The organism is Longicatena caecimuris (assembly GCF_018406465.1).
GTDB classification, from domain to species: domain Bacteria; phylum Bacillota_I; class Bacilli_A; order Erysipelotrichales; family Erysipelotrichaceae; genus Longicatena; species Longicatena caecimuris.
Genome location: NZ_AP024510.1, coordinates 2,752,855 through 2,770,089, shown reverse-complemented (window position 1 = coordinate 2,770,089; position 17,235 = coordinate 2,752,855). Strand labels below are relative to the sequence as shown.

17 protein-coding genes and 1 tRNA gene are annotated in these 17,235 nt (G+C 38.7%); 9 read left to right on the top strand and 9 right to left on the bottom strand.

The genetic code is table 11. From position 1 onward, the window contains the following. Positions 1-137: 137 nt before the first annotated feature. Positions 138-1,538 carry a GntR family transcriptional regulator gene (locus tag KJS44_RS13000; protein WP_008690667.1) on the bottom strand — a complete coding sequence of 467 codons (1,401 nt, stop codon included), beginning with the start codon at positions 1,536-1,538 and terminating at the stop codon, positions 138-140. 456 nt (positions 1,539-1,994) lie between these two features. Between KJS44_RS13000 and KJS44_RS12995 the strand changes: the two genes are divergently transcribed. Next, on the top strand, positions 1,995-2,738 hold the full coding sequence (locus KJS44_RS12995) for an alpha/beta hydrolase-fold protein (protein WP_008690668.1): 744 nt from the start codon (positions 1,995-1,997) through the stop codon (positions 2,736-2,738). A gap of 218 nt (positions 2,739-2,956) precedes the next feature. On the opposite strand, the gene KJS44_RS12990 is transcribed toward KJS44_RS12995, so the two are convergent. Continuing rightward, positions 2,957-3,031, bottom strand: a tRNA-Arg gene (locus KJS44_RS12990). Between the two features lie 152 nt (positions 3,032-3,183). Next, on the bottom strand, positions 3,184-4,032 hold the full coding sequence (locus KJS44_RS12985; RefSeq protein ID WP_008690669.1) for a MurR/RpiR family transcriptional regulator: 849 nt from the start codon (positions 4,030-4,032) through the stop codon (positions 3,184-3,186). A gap of 247 nt (positions 4,033-4,279) precedes the next feature. Between KJS44_RS12985 and KJS44_RS12980 the strand changes: the two genes are divergently transcribed. From KJS44_RS12980 to KJS44_RS12965, 4 genes are read left to right on the top strand one after another with little or no spacing between them, the layout of a single operon-like run. Continuing rightward, entirely contained in the window at positions 4,280-5,578 is a 1,299-nt protein-coding gene (locus KJS44_RS12980; RefSeq protein ID WP_008690670.1) for a PTS sugar transporter subunit IIC, read from the top strand. Further along, the gene (locus tag KJS44_RS12975) at positions 5,579-5,875 is read left to right on the top strand and encodes a PTS sugar transporter subunit IIB (protein WP_008690671.1); all 297 of its coding nucleotides are present in this window, start codon (positions 5,579-5,581) and stop codon (positions 5,873-5,875) included. Between the two features lies 1 nt (position 5,876). Next, positions 5,877-6,200, top strand: a complete 324-nt coding sequence (locus KJS44_RS12970; protein ID WP_008690673.1) for a PTS lactose/cellobiose transporter subunit IIA — start codon at positions 5,877-5,879, stop codon at positions 6,198-6,200. A 4-nt stretch (positions 6,201-6,204) separates the two neighbouring features. Then, complete coding sequence (locus KJS44_RS12965) at positions 6,205-7,374, top strand: trans-sulfuration enzyme family protein (RefSeq protein WP_008690675.1); 1,170 nt, start codon at positions 6,205-6,207, stop codon at positions 7,372-7,374. 70 nt (positions 7,375-7,444) lie between these two features. Here KJS44_RS12965 and KJS44_RS12960 read toward each other — a convergent pair whose 3' ends face one another. After that, positions 7,445-8,065, bottom strand: coding sequence for a DUF4230 domain-containing protein (locus KJS44_RS12960; protein WP_008690678.1), 621 nt, complete (start codon positions 8,063-8,065; stop codon positions 7,445-7,447). Between the two features lie 375 nt (positions 8,066-8,440). Here KJS44_RS12960 and KJS44_RS12955 point away from each other — a divergent pair, with 375 nt between their 5' ends. After that, a complete protein-coding gene (locus tag KJS44_RS12955; RefSeq protein WP_128125088.1) occupies positions 8,441-9,016 on the top strand; it encodes a DUF308 domain-containing protein in 576 nt (191 codons plus the stop codon). Positions 9,017-9,155: 139 nt separating this feature from the next. Here KJS44_RS12955 and KJS44_RS12950 read toward each other — a convergent pair whose 3' ends face one another. Next, positions 9,156-10,031, bottom strand: coding sequence for a collagen-like domain-containing protein (locus KJS44_RS12950; protein ID WP_008690681.1), 876 nt, complete (start codon positions 10,029-10,031; stop codon positions 9,156-9,158). 445 nt (positions 10,032-10,476) lie between these two features. On the opposite strand from KJS44_RS12950, the gene KJS44_RS14605 reads away from it, so the two are divergent. The 3 genes from KJS44_RS14605 (at position 10,477) to KJS44_RS12940 (ending at position 11,988) form a co-directional block, all read left to right on the top strand. Further along, positions 10,477-10,854 carry an NAD-dependent epimerase/dehydratase family protein gene (locus KJS44_RS14605; RefSeq protein WP_226896796.1) on the top strand — a complete coding sequence of 126 codons (378 nt, stop codon included), beginning with the start codon at positions 10,477-10,479 and terminating at the stop codon, positions 10,852-10,854. Positions 10,855-10,985: 131 nt separating this feature from the next. Next, positions 10,986-11,291, top strand: coding sequence for an NAD-dependent epimerase/dehydratase family protein (locus KJS44_RS14600; RefSeq protein WP_226896764.1), 306 nt, complete (start codon positions 10,986-10,988; stop codon positions 11,289-11,291). 238 nt (positions 11,292-11,529) lie between these two features. Beyond that, the gene (locus KJS44_RS12940) at positions 11,530-11,988 is read left to right on the top strand and encodes a hypothetical protein (protein WP_008690683.1); all 459 of its coding nucleotides are present in this window, start codon (positions 11,530-11,532) and stop codon (positions 11,986-11,988) included. Between the two features lie 212 nt (positions 11,989-12,200). On the opposite strand, the gene asrC is transcribed toward KJS44_RS12940, so the two are convergent. The 4 genes from asrC to KJS44_RS14695 form a co-directional block, all read right to left on the bottom strand. After that, entirely contained in the window at positions 12,201-13,205 is a 1,005-nt protein-coding gene (gene asrC, locus KJS44_RS12935) for a sulfite reductase subunit C (protein WP_008690684.1), read from the bottom strand. 15 nt (positions 13,206-13,220) lie between these two features. Next, positions 13,221-14,021 (bottom strand): anaerobic sulfite reductase subunit AsrB, encoded by an 801-nt coding sequence (gene asrB, locus KJS44_RS12930; protein ID WP_008690685.1) that lies wholly within the window; start codon positions 14,019-14,021, stop codon positions 13,221-13,223. After that, complete coding sequence (gene asrA / locus KJS44_RS12925; RefSeq protein ID WP_008690686.1) at positions 14,014-15,060, bottom strand: anaerobic sulfite reductase subunit AsrA; 1,047 nt, start codon at positions 15,058-15,060, stop codon at positions 14,014-14,016. Before asrA ends, asrB begins: the two co-directional genes overlap by 8 nt. A gap of 318 nt (positions 15,061-15,378) precedes the next feature. After that, positions 15,379-16,935: a collagen-like domain-containing protein gene (locus tag KJS44_RS14695; RefSeq protein ID WP_008690688.1), complete on the bottom strand. Its 1,557-nt coding sequence runs from the start codon at positions 16,933-16,935 to the stop codon at positions 15,379-15,381. Positions 16,936-17,235: the final 300 nt, after the last annotated feature.

Sequence of the window (17,235 nt, the reverse complement as noted above, 5' to 3'; positions counted from 1 at the left end):
TATACCGGAATAGCATCGCTTCTTCACAATATATCTTTCCTTTCTCAGTTAATCCTATTGTATCATATTCATAACAATTTATTCTTCAAAGAATGTGGTTTTCTGATAGGATTTTATCCTATTTTTTCAAAAGTGTCTTATTTTATAAGATGAGCCTGCAGCCAAGTTGTTGTAGCTGTAGTTTGCGCATGAAAAAGGGCATATGCACTTTGAGCTGCTGTTGTATAATCTTGCTTTTCTATTGCTTGCATAAAGGAGCATGCATATTGTGTAATCGTCTTATCGTGCTGCTGCATTTGTAATACATGGGAAAGCTGCTTTCCCCATAATTGTATCTGATATAGGGTGCGCATACATTCTTTTACTACAACGAGTTCACTTACCTTTAAAAGTTGTTGTAAAATAGCATACCCCATCAGATATTCCTCTTGCTTCTCTATAAGCTGCTTCAGATTGGTAAAATCAAAAGTTGCATGCATTGGCAATTGCGTGATCACAGCAGGAACGATCAGTTCCAGAAAGCTAAGGCTTTGCTGATATAGTTTTAACATCTTTTGCACGGAGGAGCGCTCATAGGCAATATCACAGTCATTACAGGCTGTATATGCATACCGGCCTTTCCCTTTCTTGGTCTTGATAATACCCATACCATCCAAAAGATCTAAGGCGCGTCGAATGGTGCTGTTTGAAACTTGTAAAGACTGCACAAGCTCATGATGGGATGGCAGATAAGTACCTGCGACATACTCTGCATCATCCAGTTTTACCAAAAGAGCAGTCGCAATGGAATAGCATTGCTGTGAATGGCGATGTTGCAATGACCATTGAAATGGTATCGTTGCGCTTTTTTGTTGTTGTATAGGATGCGCATCAAGGTATGCTTGGAAATAATGGATATATCGTGCAGGCATATTGATATAGGTATCTTTCCAAGGGCTGTTTGGATAATGGGTTAATTTGTCCTTTAAAATTAGGATACTGGTCTTTTCTGCAAATAGAAAATCTAAATCGTTAATCATATCATGATGCAGCAGATAGGGAAAACGCAAAAAATGAATGAGCTGCAAAAAGAAACTGATAATCAGCTCATTGTGTAGTTTGGTTAGATAAATAAGACAAATATGGGTAATGTTTTCTAAGTGATATTGCTGATCTTCATCCAATATGGCTAAAATCTTTTGTCGATCTTTCTTCGTTAAAGCTTTGGCAGCTTCCTGCATGATATTGAGAAAAAGCAATGAAGTACTTTGCAATAGATCTTCATAAAGATAACGACAATTGTGAAAATATGCTAATGTGTAAGAAGTGTCCTCCTTTTTATGATAACAGGATATTGTCTGTTTGCGCTCATCCATACGAATAAACCCTTCACAAACTAAGCGTTTATATATTTTCCGCACCGTTTCTTTTGCTACATGGAAACGCATGGCAATCTCATGAATGGAAGGAAATGGCGTACCATATGGATACCGATTGAATGACAAACAGGTATGCAAATATTCATAAATTAATTCAGATATTCCATTATCTTTATACATACTTCACCCAATATCATGCTATTGTCTTCGCTAAAGACGAGTTACATGAATCCTTTCCTTCATTATTTTAGCAGTTTTATGAAAAGATGTACATGAACAGGGATAAAATCGATGATTGTAAGGCTGAAATCCTATAGACATTTATAATAAGGAGAATAACATACGAGTGATGGCATATGAAAAAAGCGTTTCTTTTTATGACAAGCTCTTAAAACATAGGCGAATAAAACAGGAAAGGATGGTATGGCCACCTTTCATACCAAACTTTTTTAAATAAACGGTATCCTGAACATTAGGAAGCATCCGTAAATAGCGTTCGATAAGATGTTTATGTGTAAATCAACACCAAAAGCTAACATCTCTAGGTAAAATGCGATGATATCGTTTACATATGGATTTGTAAAGGTGTATAATATAACTGACCTAGATATGAGCATAGTTAGAGGAGGGATGGTTATGAAGACAGCTGAAGCAACGATGTTTGTATTGCATAGTAACATGCTTCATGCCGATGTGACGGTTAAGACAATTGGCAGCAATGGCGTACCTTGTCTTGTTTTCATGCCTCTGCATGAAGGAGTCAACGAATTCCTTCATTATGCTCTGTCGAGTGAACTGTTGGAGCAGCTTGAACGTGGCAGGATCCGTTTTTATATTTGCGCTACTTGTGATGATGTTTGGGATGATAATGAGGTAAGCAATCATGAGAAAATGCAGTTATATGAAAGCTGGATGCAGTTTCTTCAACAGGAGCTCGTTCCTTATATCAGATCTGTTACTTTCATGGAACAGGTCATGGTATGTGGCATAGATATCGGTGCTATGCATGCCATGAATCTTTATCTTCGGATTCCTGAATATATCCGTAAAGTTCTTTGCCTAAGCGGTATTTATAAGATATCGCATTATATTCCATATTATTATGATGAACTTATTTTGAAAAACACACCGGAAGTCATCCTCCGTAATTTGCATGGGGAACAAGTAAAAGCATATCAAAATACTAATATGGTATTATGTAGCGGGCGTTATCCGATGGCGCCGGAAGCAGAAGGCAATTTGCGGGAGCTTGAAGAGGTGTTACGACTAAAGGATATACCAGTGATTGTGGAGTATTGGGATTATGATGCAGGAACAGGATGGAAATGGTGGACACGTCAATTAGATTACTTCATCCCTCTTTTAATTGGCAGTACATGAATCTTCCATACGATCGTCTGCGGTACGTGCACAGATGATGGGAGAAAAGACATTTTGGCGGTGTCTTTTCTTTTGCTAGTAAAAGGCCATAGCAATGACTTTTTTATCAAAAAAAGCTTTTTATCATTGACAATATTATGTGGAAAAATAAAAAAGGCATTTGTACCGGTTGGACAAAGCCTCTTTTTGCCTGTTTTAGTTAACAGTTATTAATTTACTGGCGCCCTCTACAAGAATCGAACTTGTAATTCCACTTTAGGAGAGTGGCGTGATATCCATTCCACCAAGAGGGCTTTTTTAAAAACAAAACATACTTTCGTGCTAAATCGCAGTTAATATTATAGCATATTCTTTTGCATTTTAAACCTTATCTGATGGATTTTTAAGCAATTATGTGAGAAAGATTTGATTCATCACCGTTTCCATATAATTAAAAAGATAGCTGTTACAAGTGTAGATATTTTTGACGAGAGTGATATAAATGCTCTTTGTTTTTTTCATAATTTGATTTATAAATACAAGAATAGATGACATTTAAAACATATTCGATTGCAAGCTGTGAGGAAAAGGAATAGGTCGCTATTTGAATATCTTCCTCATTTGGCAGCATGATCAATGTATCACACAATTGGGCTAAAGGGCTTGTTGTGTTAGAGGTAATGGCAATGGTTTTCACACCACCTTGTTTTAAGATACGTGCTTCATTGATAACTTCAGCCGTTCTGCCACTGTAAGAGATCAACAAAGCCACATCTTCACTGGTAGCATGGGTGCATAAATATGCTTGATCGGGCTGGAGATATGAAATTTTAACAAACATGTTGATCTTCAGCATTTTATTTTGAAAATCGATGATACGGACAAAACTGTCGCTGACCCCGATAGCTAAAATATTACGTGCTTGTAAAAGTTGCTGCACCACTTGATGTAAAATATCCATATCTAAAGTAGCTTGTGTTGAGGCGATGGTATCTTTTGTCAGCAAAGCGATTTTTTGAGCAATGCCGGCAGCAGAATCGCCTTCTGAAAAGGGAGAATTGACATCTACATGAGTATCTCTGTTCATATATGATAACAGATCTTTAGAATAACGAATCTTAAACTCCCGAAAGCCTTTAAAGCCTAGTTTTTTGCATAAGCGAATGATAGTAGTGGTAGAAGTAAAGGTATTTGCTGCAAGCTGTTGTATCGGCATATCCAAAATGGATTCACCATTCTCTACGATGTAGTCTGCTACATCTTTTTCAACACTGGAGAAACTATCTTTTTTTCTTAATTCCTCATATAAATTCATAGGGACCCTCCGCTTTCATTCATAATATGTATAAGTATCGTGATCGTTTTCATATTATACCATGAATGTTGGTATTATAGCAGAATGTATTGTAGGTTGCGTAACAAAATTACGCATTTAAAACGAATCCTATAAGAAAAAAAGTAACAAATTTACAGAAACTGTCATCCCTATTTACAATTCGTGATATCCATTGTATAAATTAGGCAGTTGGAAGCGCTTAACAACTCATATGGAGGTAAATTATATGATTTTGAAATGGGTAGAAGGATGGCTGACCCCTAAAGTAGCTGTCATTACAAATACACGATATTTTCAAGCTTTCCGAAGTGCTTTCTTTGCGCTGATGCCGTTAACGATTATTGGTACGGTGTTTATGTTGATAACTGACTTTCCGATTCCGGGTTATGCAGAATTCATGAATGGTATCTTTGGCGAAAACTGGGCGGATTTTATTTCTCCGGCATATCGTGCAACCTTTAATTTGATGGGGTTATTATTAGCCGGTACTTTATCTTACAAATTATCTGAAAGTTATAAACTTGATAAATTGACGGTCACCGTGTTGGGATTGGTATCTTATGTTGTCGTATCACCGAAAACATTAACCTTAGAATCCGGTGAAGTTGCGACAAGAATCTTGCAATTTGACTGGTTAGGTACAAAAGGTATTCTGACTGCTATTATCACATCGTTTATCACGGTGGAAATCTTTCGTTTCTGTATCAAAAAGAATGCGACCATCAAAATGCCGGATAGTGTGCCAACCATGGTAATCAATGCGTTTACTGCATTAATTCCAGGTGTATTGATTGTTTCTGTCATGTTGATCATCAATGGTATTTGTATGGTTATTTCAGGTTCCTTACCGGAAGCTATCTTCAGTTTGATTCAGCTGCCATTGCAGGTCATCATCTCACAGCCATGGGCCATGGTAATCGTAGCCTTGTTAAATGGTTTATTGTGGTGGGCAGGTATTCATCCTACCGTTATCAATTCTTTGATTTATCCTTTATTGTATGCCAATGCTGCAAGCAATCAAGTATTGGCAGATGCCGGAAATCTGACAAGTGCAACCGGAAGTTATGGAACGGTGCAAATGCTAGATCAATTTTTGACAATTGGTGGTGCCGGTATGATGATCGGTTTAACGATTTCAATGTTAATTGCCGCACGCAGTAAACGTATGAAGGCGGTAAGTAAAGTAGCCTTTGTACCATCCTTATTCAATATTTCAGAACCGGTTACCTTTGCCACACCAACCGTATTTAGCCCCCTCATGTTGATTCCGATGATTCTTACACCGGTCTTATCTTGTCTGATTGTCTATCTAGCTATGAATATCGGATTTATGCCATTATTTACTAATGTGCAGGCACCATGGGCAACACCATTCTTATTCAGTGGTTTCTTAGTTTGCGGATGGCAAGGTGCAGTTGTACAGATCGTTATCGTTGCATTGACTGTATTGATTTACATGCCATTTACCAAAGCGTTAGATCATCAGTTTATAAAAGAAGAAGCAGAGAAAAAGGAGTTGGCATAAATGAAAAAAATCGTCTTATTATGTTCTCAGGGAGCATCTACAAGCATCTTAGTAAAAGCTATGGAAAAGGCGGCTGCCCAGATGGAATATGCATGTGATATTCATGCTTATTCCATCAATGAATTAAATCAAGTAAAAGATAGTGCAGATATTATCTTGTTAGGACCGCAGATTCGTTTCCAGGAAGCAAAGGTTAAGCAAGAGGCGAGCTGTAAGGTCATGACCATTGATATGGCAATGTATGGCATGATGGATGGCAAAGGTGTGCTGGAAGTTGTGAAAAAGGAGATTGGCTAATATGGAAGGAATAGAAGCCGTCTGTTTTCAAATCATCAGTTTTGCCGGAAGTGCGAAAAGTTGTTATATGGAAGCCATAGGAGCTGCAGAGCAAGATGATTACGATAAAGCCAAAGCCTTGATGGCAGAAGGGGATTCTTGTTTTCATGAGGGACATCGTATTCATGCGCAGCTCATTACCAAAGAAGCCAATCAGGAAAAACTTGATATTCGCTTGCTTTTGATTCATGCGGAAGATCAGATGATGGCAGCAGAAACCGTGCAGATTTTAGCTGAAAAATTTATTCATCTGCATGAACGCATGCATCGTATCGAAGGGGCGTAAGAGTATGGAATATATAGAAAATATATGTAATGAAGTAGAAAAGCGTCAGCGTCAATATCATGCAATGGCTCCAGAAATTGTGATGACTTCTTCTTTCTTCTTTGAAGACTTTGAAGATTTTGCCTATGGCTGCAGCAATGAATTTGATTCTTATGTATATACCAGAGGCACAAATCCAACAGTAGGATTGTTGGAAGAAAAACTGGCAGTCTTGGAACATGGGGAACGTTGTAAAGTATTCGCATCGGGAATGGGCGCCATTTCAGCAGCTATTATCACATTGCTCAAAGCCCAAGATCATGTGTTGCTTGTTAATACGGTGTATGGGGCAACCGTGTCATTGGTACGCTATTTTGAAAAGTATGGCGTAAGTTGTGAGGTTGTGAATACAACGGATGTAGATGAGATTATAAAGCGTGTACAAGAACATACCCGCATGATTTACTTTGAAAGTCCATCCAGTCAAAAATTTGAAATGATTGATTTACAGAAATTAGCTGCTTTTGCAAAAGCTAAAGAAATTGTCACCGTAATTGATAATACATGGGCATCACCGCTTTATCAGCATCCCTTAGATCATGGCATTGATGTGGTGATTCATTCATGTTCAAAATATGTTGGCGGACATTCAGATATTGTCTGCGGGGCGATTATCAGCCGGAAAGAAATCATTTCGCAAATTGAAGAAAAAGGATATTTATATCTGGGGGCAACATGCAGTCCGATGAATGCTTTCTTAGCCCTGCGTGGTTTACGTACATTGCCTGTGCGTATGCGCAATGTGCATGAAACAATACAAAAGGTAATTGATGCTTTACGCGAGGATAAGCGCATTGAGAAAATTCATCATCCATATTGCGGAGATGCGAAACAAAAAGCGTTAGCGGATAAATATTTAACCGGATATGGAAGTTTATTTGCAATCGATTTAGCAGATGATGATTTAGAAAAATTAAAGACATTCGTAAATACGTTGCAGGTATTTACATTAGGTGTGAGTTGGGGTGGTTTTGAAAGTTTGGCACTGCCGGTATATAAAGGGAAAAATCAAGAGGATATAGTAAAACGTGGCTTAAAATTAACACACGTTCGCATGTATGCCGGATTAGAACATCCCGATACGTTGATACAAGATATTAAACAAGCTTTAGATGTTGCATATGGTACAGTGTAATAGAAAAAAGGAGTCAATAAGATGTGTCATCTTGTCGGCTCCTTTTTAGCAATCGATAGGAAAGCGCGTTTTATTTTTTAAAGGTAACTTCAATGGTATAATCATCTTTAATTTCCGGAATCATTTGTAAGAACTTACGAATTGTGGATTGGGCCTTGGTTGCAGCCTCACTCAATAAGCCATTTTCAATAGCCTCATCTTCAACACGCTCTTTTTGTTTGGCAGCAAAGGTTTTATAATCGTTGATACTGATGGGGTTGAAAATATTTTTGGTTTCATCATAGACTTCAATACTTTTTTCATCTAAAACATTATTGAGAATGCGAACTTCGGGAAGTGATACAAGAATTTTCTTACCTTTCATATTTACTTCCATAGCGCTCATATCAACACCGGCCTGTATTCTACCTGCGTACGTTAATAAAAAGCTTTTCTTAGTAAGTGGAATGCTCCAGCCATTCAGTTTTAATGAATTCTCGAATTTTCCTACTTTCGTATAATTATAATCTAAAACAGCAAGTTCATTGACCTCTTGCAGTTGTTGGGCAAGCGCGGTTGACGATATTTCAGGCTCACTGTTACGATCGGCAAATTTCATTCCCGCAAAGAAGATCAATGCGATGATGAGCATTAAAAAAAGAATACTCGTGATGGTTTTTTTCGTATTGCGAATATTTTCCCCTAATTTCATAGTTGTCCTCCTCATCAAATTTGTAAGCAAATTATACCATATATCATATAACTACTTATGAAGTATTTCTTACAATTCACAAGTTGTCAAAATCTTTTCCTTAGATTTAAACAAAATTATATATATCCAAAAAGAAAACATTTTTAGCTAAATGATGTAATTTATCTTCTGTATTGATCTTATTGTTCTTTTGGGAAATACGAAAGAAAAAGAAACGCAACAGTAATTGATAAATAGCCCTCCTCTTTAACCGATGGCTTTTTTTGCGTTAATTTTATCTGATGATCTTATAAGCAGATAACTGCTTAAAACACTTTCTCATTCATGAAGTTCGTGGTAAAATAAAAAGATATAAAGCATAAGGAGGAATCACATATGAAGGTGCCACAGCTGATTACTGAATCTTATCTCAGTAAATGGAAAACAAATAGTTTTTTGTCAGCGATGCTATGGGCTGCCATGGGATTAGTGTTGATCGTTATACGTGATCAGGTGCATTATTCGACCTGTTATCTGTTAGGACTTATCCTGTTAATACAGGGGATACCGCATTTATTTCTCTTCATCATAGAAGAAGAAAAGCATATCTTTTCGATATCTTCTTTAATAAACGGGATTCTGATAAGTTTTTTAGGAATTTGGGCATTGACCTTACCGCAAGAAGTGGAACAGGATATTCCCAATGTTATAGCCTTTGTGACCTTATTACATGGCATAAAAGATATTGCTTTATCGAAACGCATTCGTTATTTAGAAAAACGAAGTGGCAATATTGCCATGGGAATCAGTATCTTTACTATTTTTTGTTCCTTATTAATTTTATTTTTGCCTTTAGAGGAAACTGGAATTGTTTCGATATGGTCCGGCTCTTTGTTAATTCTGGATGGCATCAGTGATTTCTGGATGTGGAGTGTGTTGACAATAAAAAGTAATGAACATAGAGGTATTTAAAGCTGTTTAAACTGGATAGTTGTATGAAAAGGGAAATGCAATCCCTTTTTCTTATGAAGAAAAAGATTACGTATGTTCTACGCAATCTAATGAAAAGTATTGGCTGATGCAGATGGCACTAGATGAAAAGGGAAAAATTTTATGTGATATCCCTTAATTTAATAATCGACAATGTTAAAGTACCCTCGGTAGCTCTTGCATTGGTGTTAAACGTAAGGAAGAAATCACTTACAGAAGTCATACGTATGATAAAGGTGTTAGAGCCATAGGCACTTGTATTATCAGCGGCATTCATAAAATAAATGGCCGTTTCAATATGGGGAGCACCATTATAGTATGGTGTTATCTGCATATAGCCTTGTGGATTTAACAGGGCAGATACGTGATAGGATATGACATAATAACCGGGTTCTATCACAAGATTCGTATCGGAAATTTGGCGAATCTGACCAGTGTCATCTTCCGTAAGTGTGCCAAAAGGGATGCGTGTGGCATTGGTGAAGCTGGCAGCAAAAGTGATGAAGCTGGCAAAAGCAATTTCAGGCAGTATACCCGGCAAGCCTTGTGGAATGCCAAATTCTAAGGCGATGCCATCTGGCGTTATGCTGGAAGTAACACTTGCTAAAGAGCCAGGTGCTAAAGTTGTCGTACCAATCACTTCAACTTGAGGCAAAGGCCCTGTCGCGCCTGTTTCTCCTGTAGGTCCGCTAGCTCCGGTGTTTCCAATAGGTCCGGTAGCACCGATAGGTCCAGTAGCTCCCGTGTTTCCAATAGGACCGGTTGCACCGGTAGGCCCAGTAGCTCCGGTGTTTCCAATAGGACCGGTTGCACCGGTAGGCCCAGTAGCTCCCGTATTTCCGATAGGACCGGTAGGCCCAGTAGCTCCGGTGTTTCCAATGGGTCCTGTTGCACCGGTAGGCCCAGTCGCACCGGTTGGCCCTGTAGGGGGGATTATATCATCACAACAGCAAGGACACGGCGGATAACATTCACAATTCCAATTTGTGTATTTCATACATTACCTCCATTCTTGACATTTTATGAGCATTATATATATTAGTTACGGCTATTATGCAGGAGTGTAAAATAAGGCATTTCATATAAGGATATTTGTGCTTAAGATTATCATATTTTTTCAGACACATGCTGATAATGGCAAGGTATATTTGAAAGATTTTAGATGTGAGCATAGGCTGTGTATTTACCACCATATGTTTATAAGCTACTTCCTTTTTCACCTGTTTTAACGGTATTGTTGTTTTGATGATTCCACATAAAATAGGATAGATAAAACATCCTGAATGTAAAAAAATGTAAGCATCTTGAACATGAAGGAAGATATGGGTTTCTCGTAATAGTGCACTATTCATTGCGTAATAGCAATTTAGATGGCATAATGATATGGAAATACACGGCTTAAAAAGCTATCGATTGGGAGGGTTGCATGAAAAAAAGTACTTATAACTGGTGGAACAGTATTTGTAAGCAGATATATTGCAGAGTATTATGTTAAGAAACATTATGATGTATATGTATTAAATCGTAATAGCAAAAAGCAATCAAAAGGGGTAAACCTGATCCAAGCAGACAGACATAATTTAGGAAATCTTCTTCGGGATTTTCATTTTGATGTTGTGATTGATACAGCATATACTTCTGATGATGTTGAAAAGCTATTAGCTGCATTAGACAGTTATGAAGATTATATTTTAATCAGCTCAAGTGTTGTATATCCGGAAAATCTTTCACAGCCTTTTAAAGAAGATTCTCCAGTAGGGCTTAATAATTATTGGGGAACTACGGAACTGATAAAATTGAAGAAGCAGCGGCTTTGTTGAAATGAAATCCAAATGCCTATATCCTTAGACCACCTTATTTATATGGGCAAATGCACAATGTATATAGAGAAGCTTTTGTATTTGAATGTGCGTTGGCAGATAGGAAGTTTTATTTACCAAAAGATGGGGAAATGAAGTTACAGTTTTTTCATTTTCATGATCTATGCAGATTTATAGATATACTTTTGAAACAAAAACCGGCTCAACATATTTTTAATGTAGGGAATAAAGATACTATATCAATTCGAGAATGGGTTGCCCTTTGTTATCATGTTGTTGAAAAACAAGCCGCATATGAATATGTGTATGGGGATATAGAACAAAGAAACTATTTTTGTATCTATGATTATGAATATTATCTGGATGTTTCTGAACAATATAAGCTTATGCATGATGTAAAACCGATATCTGTAGGATTAAGAGAGGCACTTGATTGATATAAAGGAAATATAGAAAAAGTGAATAAAAAGCCTTATTTAGATTATATAGATAAGAATATACGATAAATAAGTCCCATCTGCTGAACGAAAAAATCAGAACTTATGGAGGGGTTCAAGTAAAACCAATATATAATGATTTGTTTGTATAACGATGAGGAAATGAGCAAGATTTAAGAAATGATGAAAGATACATGACCATTTGTAAAAGAACTTTATTGGATAGGAGGAATTACCAATGCTAGATTTTTTCGAAGCATTAACAAGTAAGAGTAAAAACACAGCATTACCTGACGAGTTTAATTATTTTGGAAAACTTATCGGAAGTTGGGCAATACATTATATTGAGGGTGATAATATTGCAATGAAAGGTAAATGGTATTTCTCATGGGTTCTTGAAGGGATGGCTATGCAAGATGTTATCGTTCTGCCCGATTATGAATACGGGACATCGTTGCGTATCTATAATCCCGACACCCATGCATGGGATGTAGCTTATGGTTATACTGGAAAAATCATACGACTTGAGGCTAAAAAACAAGATGATATGATAATACTTACCTTTGTCAATGATGATAACAGAAAGTGGGTTTTTACAAATATAGAGGACAATCGTTTTCATTGGGAAAACATTACAGTAAAAGATGATGGGGAATGGTATATTCATGCTGAAATATATGCTGAACGTATCATGTAATCACAGTTCACAATGTGAAAAATTCCTGTTTTAAGGTAAGAAAAAAAGCATACAAAGACTTGAAGAAACAAGTGATGAATATTGCCGATCTGCATCTTTTCTGCATTTGAATTATGAATGAACAAAAAAATATTGTTTATAGGTTTTTCTATAATCGTAAAAAAGAGGCCGTTTTCATGCCTCTTTTATAATATTTCCCCTCCAAGCAATCTTTACTTTACCGGTTTTACATGTATTCTGCCGCGATATTCTGTTTCGGCAAAATAGACATTTTCCGCAATGCGCGCTTCCGGATTTAACGTAACATTTTTAAGCATCATTTCTTTGAATTTTTCATAACCTGCCATATCCAATAGATGACCGCCATGCAGATAACGTGGCTGACCTTTTAAGACATCCGCAGAGAACGCTTGCCAGTTTTTAATGATAGCAAGCACAGCTTCTTCACTTAAGAAGTCCGCAAATGTTTTTCCCATCCTTGGATATTGTTTCCCCGTTCTGCCGCCAATCAAAATACGATAGAATGGCTTTGGACTTCTGCGCATGGCATTGGTAGGACAAACTAAAGTACATTCGCCACAGCCAACACAACAACAAGCATCCTTTTCAATGCGGTTGTTTACCATGCTCAAAACTCTGGTCGCATGAGATTCACAGGCTTTGACACAACTGCCACAGCCGATACATAAATCAGGATCATAGATAGGTTTAGTTAAGCCGACAATCCCAAAGTCATTAAAATGTCCCTTAGCACAATCATTTGGACAACCGGCAACCGCTACTTTAATATGATAGTGGCTAGGGAAGACTTCCTTTTCAATTTTCTTGGCGATTTCCTGAGTGTTAATATTTGCTTTAATACAATGAATACCACCAATACACGCCATGATGTTTCGTGCGCCGATCGTCGGATATCCGGCAGAAGTATCCATGTCCACTCCACATTGTGCCACCTCGATATCTTCTAAATAATCCTTTAATTCTTTATTTACTTTATCAATATTTTCATATTTAATGCCGGGAATCGCAAAGCATTGACGAGATCCGAAATGGAAGGTGCCATCCCCATAAGTTGTCGCAAGATGCTGCACAAAGCCTAAATATTTAGCCTCGATAAGACCGGCAGGCACACGCATTTGTAGCATATATTCACCTTTTACTTTTGATTGACGGAAACAGTTGGTACGCAAGGCACCAATATTCATATCTTTAGCCATTATAACGTTACCTCCTTAATCCATCAATGTCTTCGCCTTGGTATAAGGGAAGACAGGACCTTCCAGGCAGACATAAGTTTCATTAATCTTGCAGTGACCGCATTTACCTAAAGCGCAGGACATTTTACGTTCAAAGGATACATAGATATGCTCTTCTTGAACACCATATTTCATACATTCCTGAGCTGTAAATTTCATCATGACGGGCGGGCCGACAATGATGACGGCATAATCTTCATCCCATTCCTGAAAAGGTATATCTTTTACATAATTCATCGCAAAGCCTTCTTTAAATCCCTCTTTTTGCCCATTATCTAAAGTTAAGGTCGTATGAAAATGGGGTGCATTGACAAAGGCTTTTAAATCATTTTCAAATAAAGTGTGAGAAGGATCACGAAATCCGGCAATGGCATATACATCCTTACAATCCTGTGGATGATGAAGGAAGTGTTTTAGCGTACTGCGGACAGGAGCAACACCGGTTCCACCGGCAATTACCACAACATGTTTATTTTTGAATGTTTCTAATGGAAAGCCATTGCCATAAGGACCGCGAATATATAAATCATCCCCAGGTGCTAAATCGAAGATGACGTTCGTTAATTTTCCTACGCGTCGAATGGTAAATTCTACCGTGGAATCGGTAAAACTACTTACGGAAATAGGCGCTTCGCCAATCTTTGGCAAGGAGATTTCAAAGAATTGTCCATGTCGTATGGAGGTGTTTGGGAATTCTACTACAAATGTAGATTCTAAATCCGTTTCTTCTATGATATCTAAAATACGATGTTTTTCAGGTAACCATGGGTTATTCATCTGCCTTTGCCTCCTTTCTTGCTTCTACTTCCTCATACAAGCGATTAAGGATATGCGTAAATGAAATATATTCCGGACAGATATCATCACAGCGACCGCAGCCGACACACATCTGATAATCGGTTTTAAAGCGTTTCTGAAAGTCATAGACCTTATGCAATGTCTTAAACCGCATACGATCTTGATAATCGTCACGGAAAGCATGACCGCCGTTTACTGTGGTGAATCCATCATTCATACAGCCGGTCCAGGTACGTCTACGCTCACCGCTTTTCCCATTTTCCGTGTAGGTTGTATCAATGGTATTGAAGCAGGAACAGGTGATGCATACGGAATTACATGCACCACAACCAATACAACGTGTCTGATAATCCTTCCACATATCGAAAGCATAGATGTCCGCTACCATGTCTTCCGTAATCTTTGGAACATGAATAACGGTTTCATTCTTTTTTACAAATTCCGGCTGATAGGTTGTTTTCGGATATGTGTTAAAAAGAGATGTAAATTGATCACTCTTACATTCTACCAAGACACGTCCTTCTTCTTCATAAGGACGTATAGCTAAATCATAATCATCTGTTTTATTTGTGCCCATGCTGCAGCAAGCACAAGATTCCCAGCCTTCTTCCGGACATTCCATTAAGATAAAATGAACCTTATCACGCATGCGCTTATAATAAGGATCTACTTCATTGCCATTTTCTAAGAATATCTTATCCAGACGTTTTATACCGTGAATATCACAAGATCGGGCAAAAATCAGCAGATCTTTATCAAAAATTTGACTTTCCATAAAGCCATATTCCGTGAAATGAAATAATGTCTGATTAATTGGATAGAAGACTTCCTTTGGCGAATATTGACTGCGCTCATTCCATTCAATTTCTTCAAGACTACGGATTTCTTTATACCGAATGATATCTGTATTGCAATATCTTCCGGCATTTTTTAAACGTTTCGGTGCATAAATCTTATAATGCAGCCTGAGTGCATCAAATACATGATTCATCTCTTCGTATGTCAATTCATACGACATGGTAACTACCTCCTTCATCCTTGTACATAAGAGTCATTGTAGGATATTCATCTTTGACTTCCATTATGTATGTCATAACTGATTTCATTGTAAACCCTTAAAAAATTTTTTTGAATAGGAGGAACAGTTTTTCAAAAATTCTAATAGATACATAAAATTTTCTTATCGTTAGCATCAAACGTTATTAAAGTGAAAAAGATGAGGAAGATTGAGAAGTGGGAAAGATTGAGAATAGCGAATTTGAGATCAGTGAGGAAATAGTAAATGACAAAAGCCACCATTCACGGTGGCTTATGAAATACATATGGGGATGGTATATTATTTCGTAATTATTTCTGCTTTGCATGCGGAAATGAAAGTAGGATTATCACAAGTATTACCTACAAGAACGATAATGCCAAATTCATTCTTTAATACCATACCGTTTCCTACTGTCCGACCACCGGCATTAATAGATACACCAGTGGTGCCTATTGGCAAATACATACGGGTTGCTTCTTCACAATCAAAGTCACAACCTGTTGGTATTGGTGTTGGTACAGACAGATATGTGATAGCATTGTTGTAAGATGCACTGGTAAGTCTGATTGATGCAATATGGCAGATGGAAATGGCTTCGGATGGTTTTCCTTGTGAATTGACCAATTGTAAAATACCACTTTGAGGGTTGTTGTTAGGAGAAGGCAGTAAAGAACCAAGACGGCCGCTTGCATTATTGCCACTTTCCATACTGACAATGACGTTTTCATTTGGATAAAGAGCAATCAGCTGTTCGAGTAAGTGTTTCATCTGGCTTACACATGCACAAGAAGCACTGACAGCAACGACACCGGTAGCACCTGTAGCTCCGGTAGCACCGGTTACACCGGTTGCGCCGGTTGCACCTGTTGGACCTTGTGGCCCGGTAGGTCCGGTGATACCATCAGCACCATCTGTACCGGTAGCACCGCGCGGTATGACAAAGTCTAAGATATGATTAGGACCACCTGAATCTGTGACAGATGCCGGTATACCAGGTTCTGCAGTCGTTGTGCTTCTAACTGTCAACGTGTCAGCAGCACCAGTAGCACCAGTAGCACCGGTAGGTCCAGTAGGTCCGGTAGGCCCTGTTGGTCCAGTTGCCCCGGTTGCGCCGGTTGCACCGGTTACCCCAGTAATACCAATGCCAGTTGCCCCGGTAGCTCCCGTAGCACCGGTTACTCCGGTTGGCCCTGTAGGCCCAATCGTACCTGTAACGCCCGTAGCACCGGTAGGCCCCGTAGCGCCATTTGCCCCGGTATTTCCCGTAGGCCCTTGTAAACCAGTAGCGCCAGTGGCTCCTGTAATGCCGGTAGGACCGGTTGCTCCCGTAATACCTGTTGCGCCATTTGCTCCGGTAGGTCCGGTATTTCCGGTAGGTCCGGTAGCTCCCGCAGGTCCGGTAGCTCCCGTGATTCCTGCGAAACCTTGAAGTCCGGTAGCACCTGTTGGACCTTGTGGTCCAGTAGGTCCAGTTGCACCATTTGCTCCGGTAGGCCCAGTAGCTCCTGTAATACCAGATGCGCCGGTTGTTCCTGTTGCACCTGTTGGTCCTTGCAGACCGGTAGGTCCGGTAGCACCATTCGCGCCGGTAGCTCCCGTCGCACCTGTTGGCCCGGTAGGCCCGGTAGCTCCTACACCAGGTCCGGTAGCACCAGTTGCTCCGGTAGGCCCTGTAGGCCCAGTGGCACCACGGAATCCTCTAGGACCTCTTGGCCCAATACATGCACATCCACAAGTATTCACAGGAGTAATGCAAGGCTCGCATGAGCGACTTAGCGGACAATCGTTTCGTCCCTGAAAAGGTTCTTCTTCATAATCGTAATCATCTTGTTCAAACGTATCTTCATATTCCATTTTATCACCTCGCCGCATGGATTTTGAATATCCGTCGTATCCTATGCGCTTACTTGCAAAATGGCATAAGCAAGTGCCTAGTTTAGAAGGATATCAACGAAAACGAGAGATACAGCTATGTTTTGCTGTATCAGACAACTGTAAAAAAGGCTTTTCATTACGAGCGTTACTTGTGGAAAAGGCATGTTCTTATAATGAAGTTTCACCTCTTTTCTTTTTATCCAACGTATACTATGCAAAATAGGAAATGTTATATGGTGTATCTTATCAAGGATGTCTGTTAGTTTTCAAAATAACCAT

Bases quoted from the DNA above. Each gene is read 5' to 3' on its own strand.
- KJS44_RS12960 (WP_008690678.1), bottom strand. From the start codon at position 8,065: ATGAAATTAGGGGAAAATATTCGCAATACGAAAAAAACCATCACGAGT.
- KJS44_RS12975 (WP_008690671.1), top strand. From the start codon at position 5,579: ATGAAAAAAATCGTCTTATTATGTTCTCAGGGAGCATCTACAAGCATC.
- KJS44_RS13000 (WP_008690667.1), bottom strand. From the start codon at position 1,538: ATGTATAAAGATAATGGAATATCTGAATTAATTTATGAATATTTGCAT.
- KJS44_RS12980 (WP_008690670.1), top strand. From the start codon at position 4,280: ATGATTTTGAAATGGGTAGAAGGATGGCTGACCCCTAAAGTAGCTGTC.
- KJS44_RS12995 (WP_008690668.1), top strand. From the start codon at position 1,995: ATGAAGACAGCTGAAGCAACGATGTTTGTATTGCATAGTAACATGCTT.
- asrB (WP_008690685.1), bottom strand. From the start codon at position 14,021: ATGAATAACCCATGGTTACCTGAAAAACATCGTATTTTAGATATCATA.
- KJS44_RS12985 (WP_008690669.1), bottom strand. From the start codon at position 4,032: ATGAATTTATATGAGGAATTAAGAAAAAAAGATAGTTTCTCCAGTGTT.
- KJS44_RS14695 (WP_008690688.1), bottom strand. From the start codon at position 16,935: ATGGAATATGAAGATACGTTTGAACAAGATGATTACGATTATGAAGAA.
- KJS44_RS12965 (WP_008690675.1), top strand. From the start codon at position 6,205: ATGGAATATATAGAAAATATATGTAATGAAGTAGAAAAGCGTCAGCGT.
- KJS44_RS12955 (WP_128125088.1), top strand. From the start codon at position 8,441: ATGAAGGTGCCACAGCTGATTACTGAATCTTATCTCAGTAAATGGAAA.
- asrA (WP_008690686.1), bottom strand. From the start codon at position 15,060: ATGTCGTATGAATTGACATACGAAGAGATGAATCATGTATTTGATGCA.
- KJS44_RS12950 (WP_008690681.1), bottom strand. From the start codon at position 10,031: ATGAAATACACAAATTGGAATTGTGAATGTTATCCGCCGTGTCCTTGC.
- KJS44_RS12970 (WP_008690673.1), top strand. From the start codon at position 5,877: ATGGAAGGAATAGAAGCCGTCTGTTTTCAAATCATCAGTTTTGCCGGA.
- asrC (WP_008690684.1), bottom strand. From the start codon at position 13,205: ATGGCTAAAGATATGAATATTGGTGCCTTGCGTACCAACTGTTTCCGT.
- KJS44_RS12940 (WP_008690683.1), top strand. From the start codon at position 11,530: ATGCTAGATTTTTTCGAAGCATTAACAAGTAAGAGTAAAAACACAGCA.
- KJS44_RS14600 (WP_226896764.1), top strand. From the start codon at position 10,986: ATGAAGTTACAGTTTTTTCATTTTCATGATCTATGCAGATTTATAGAT.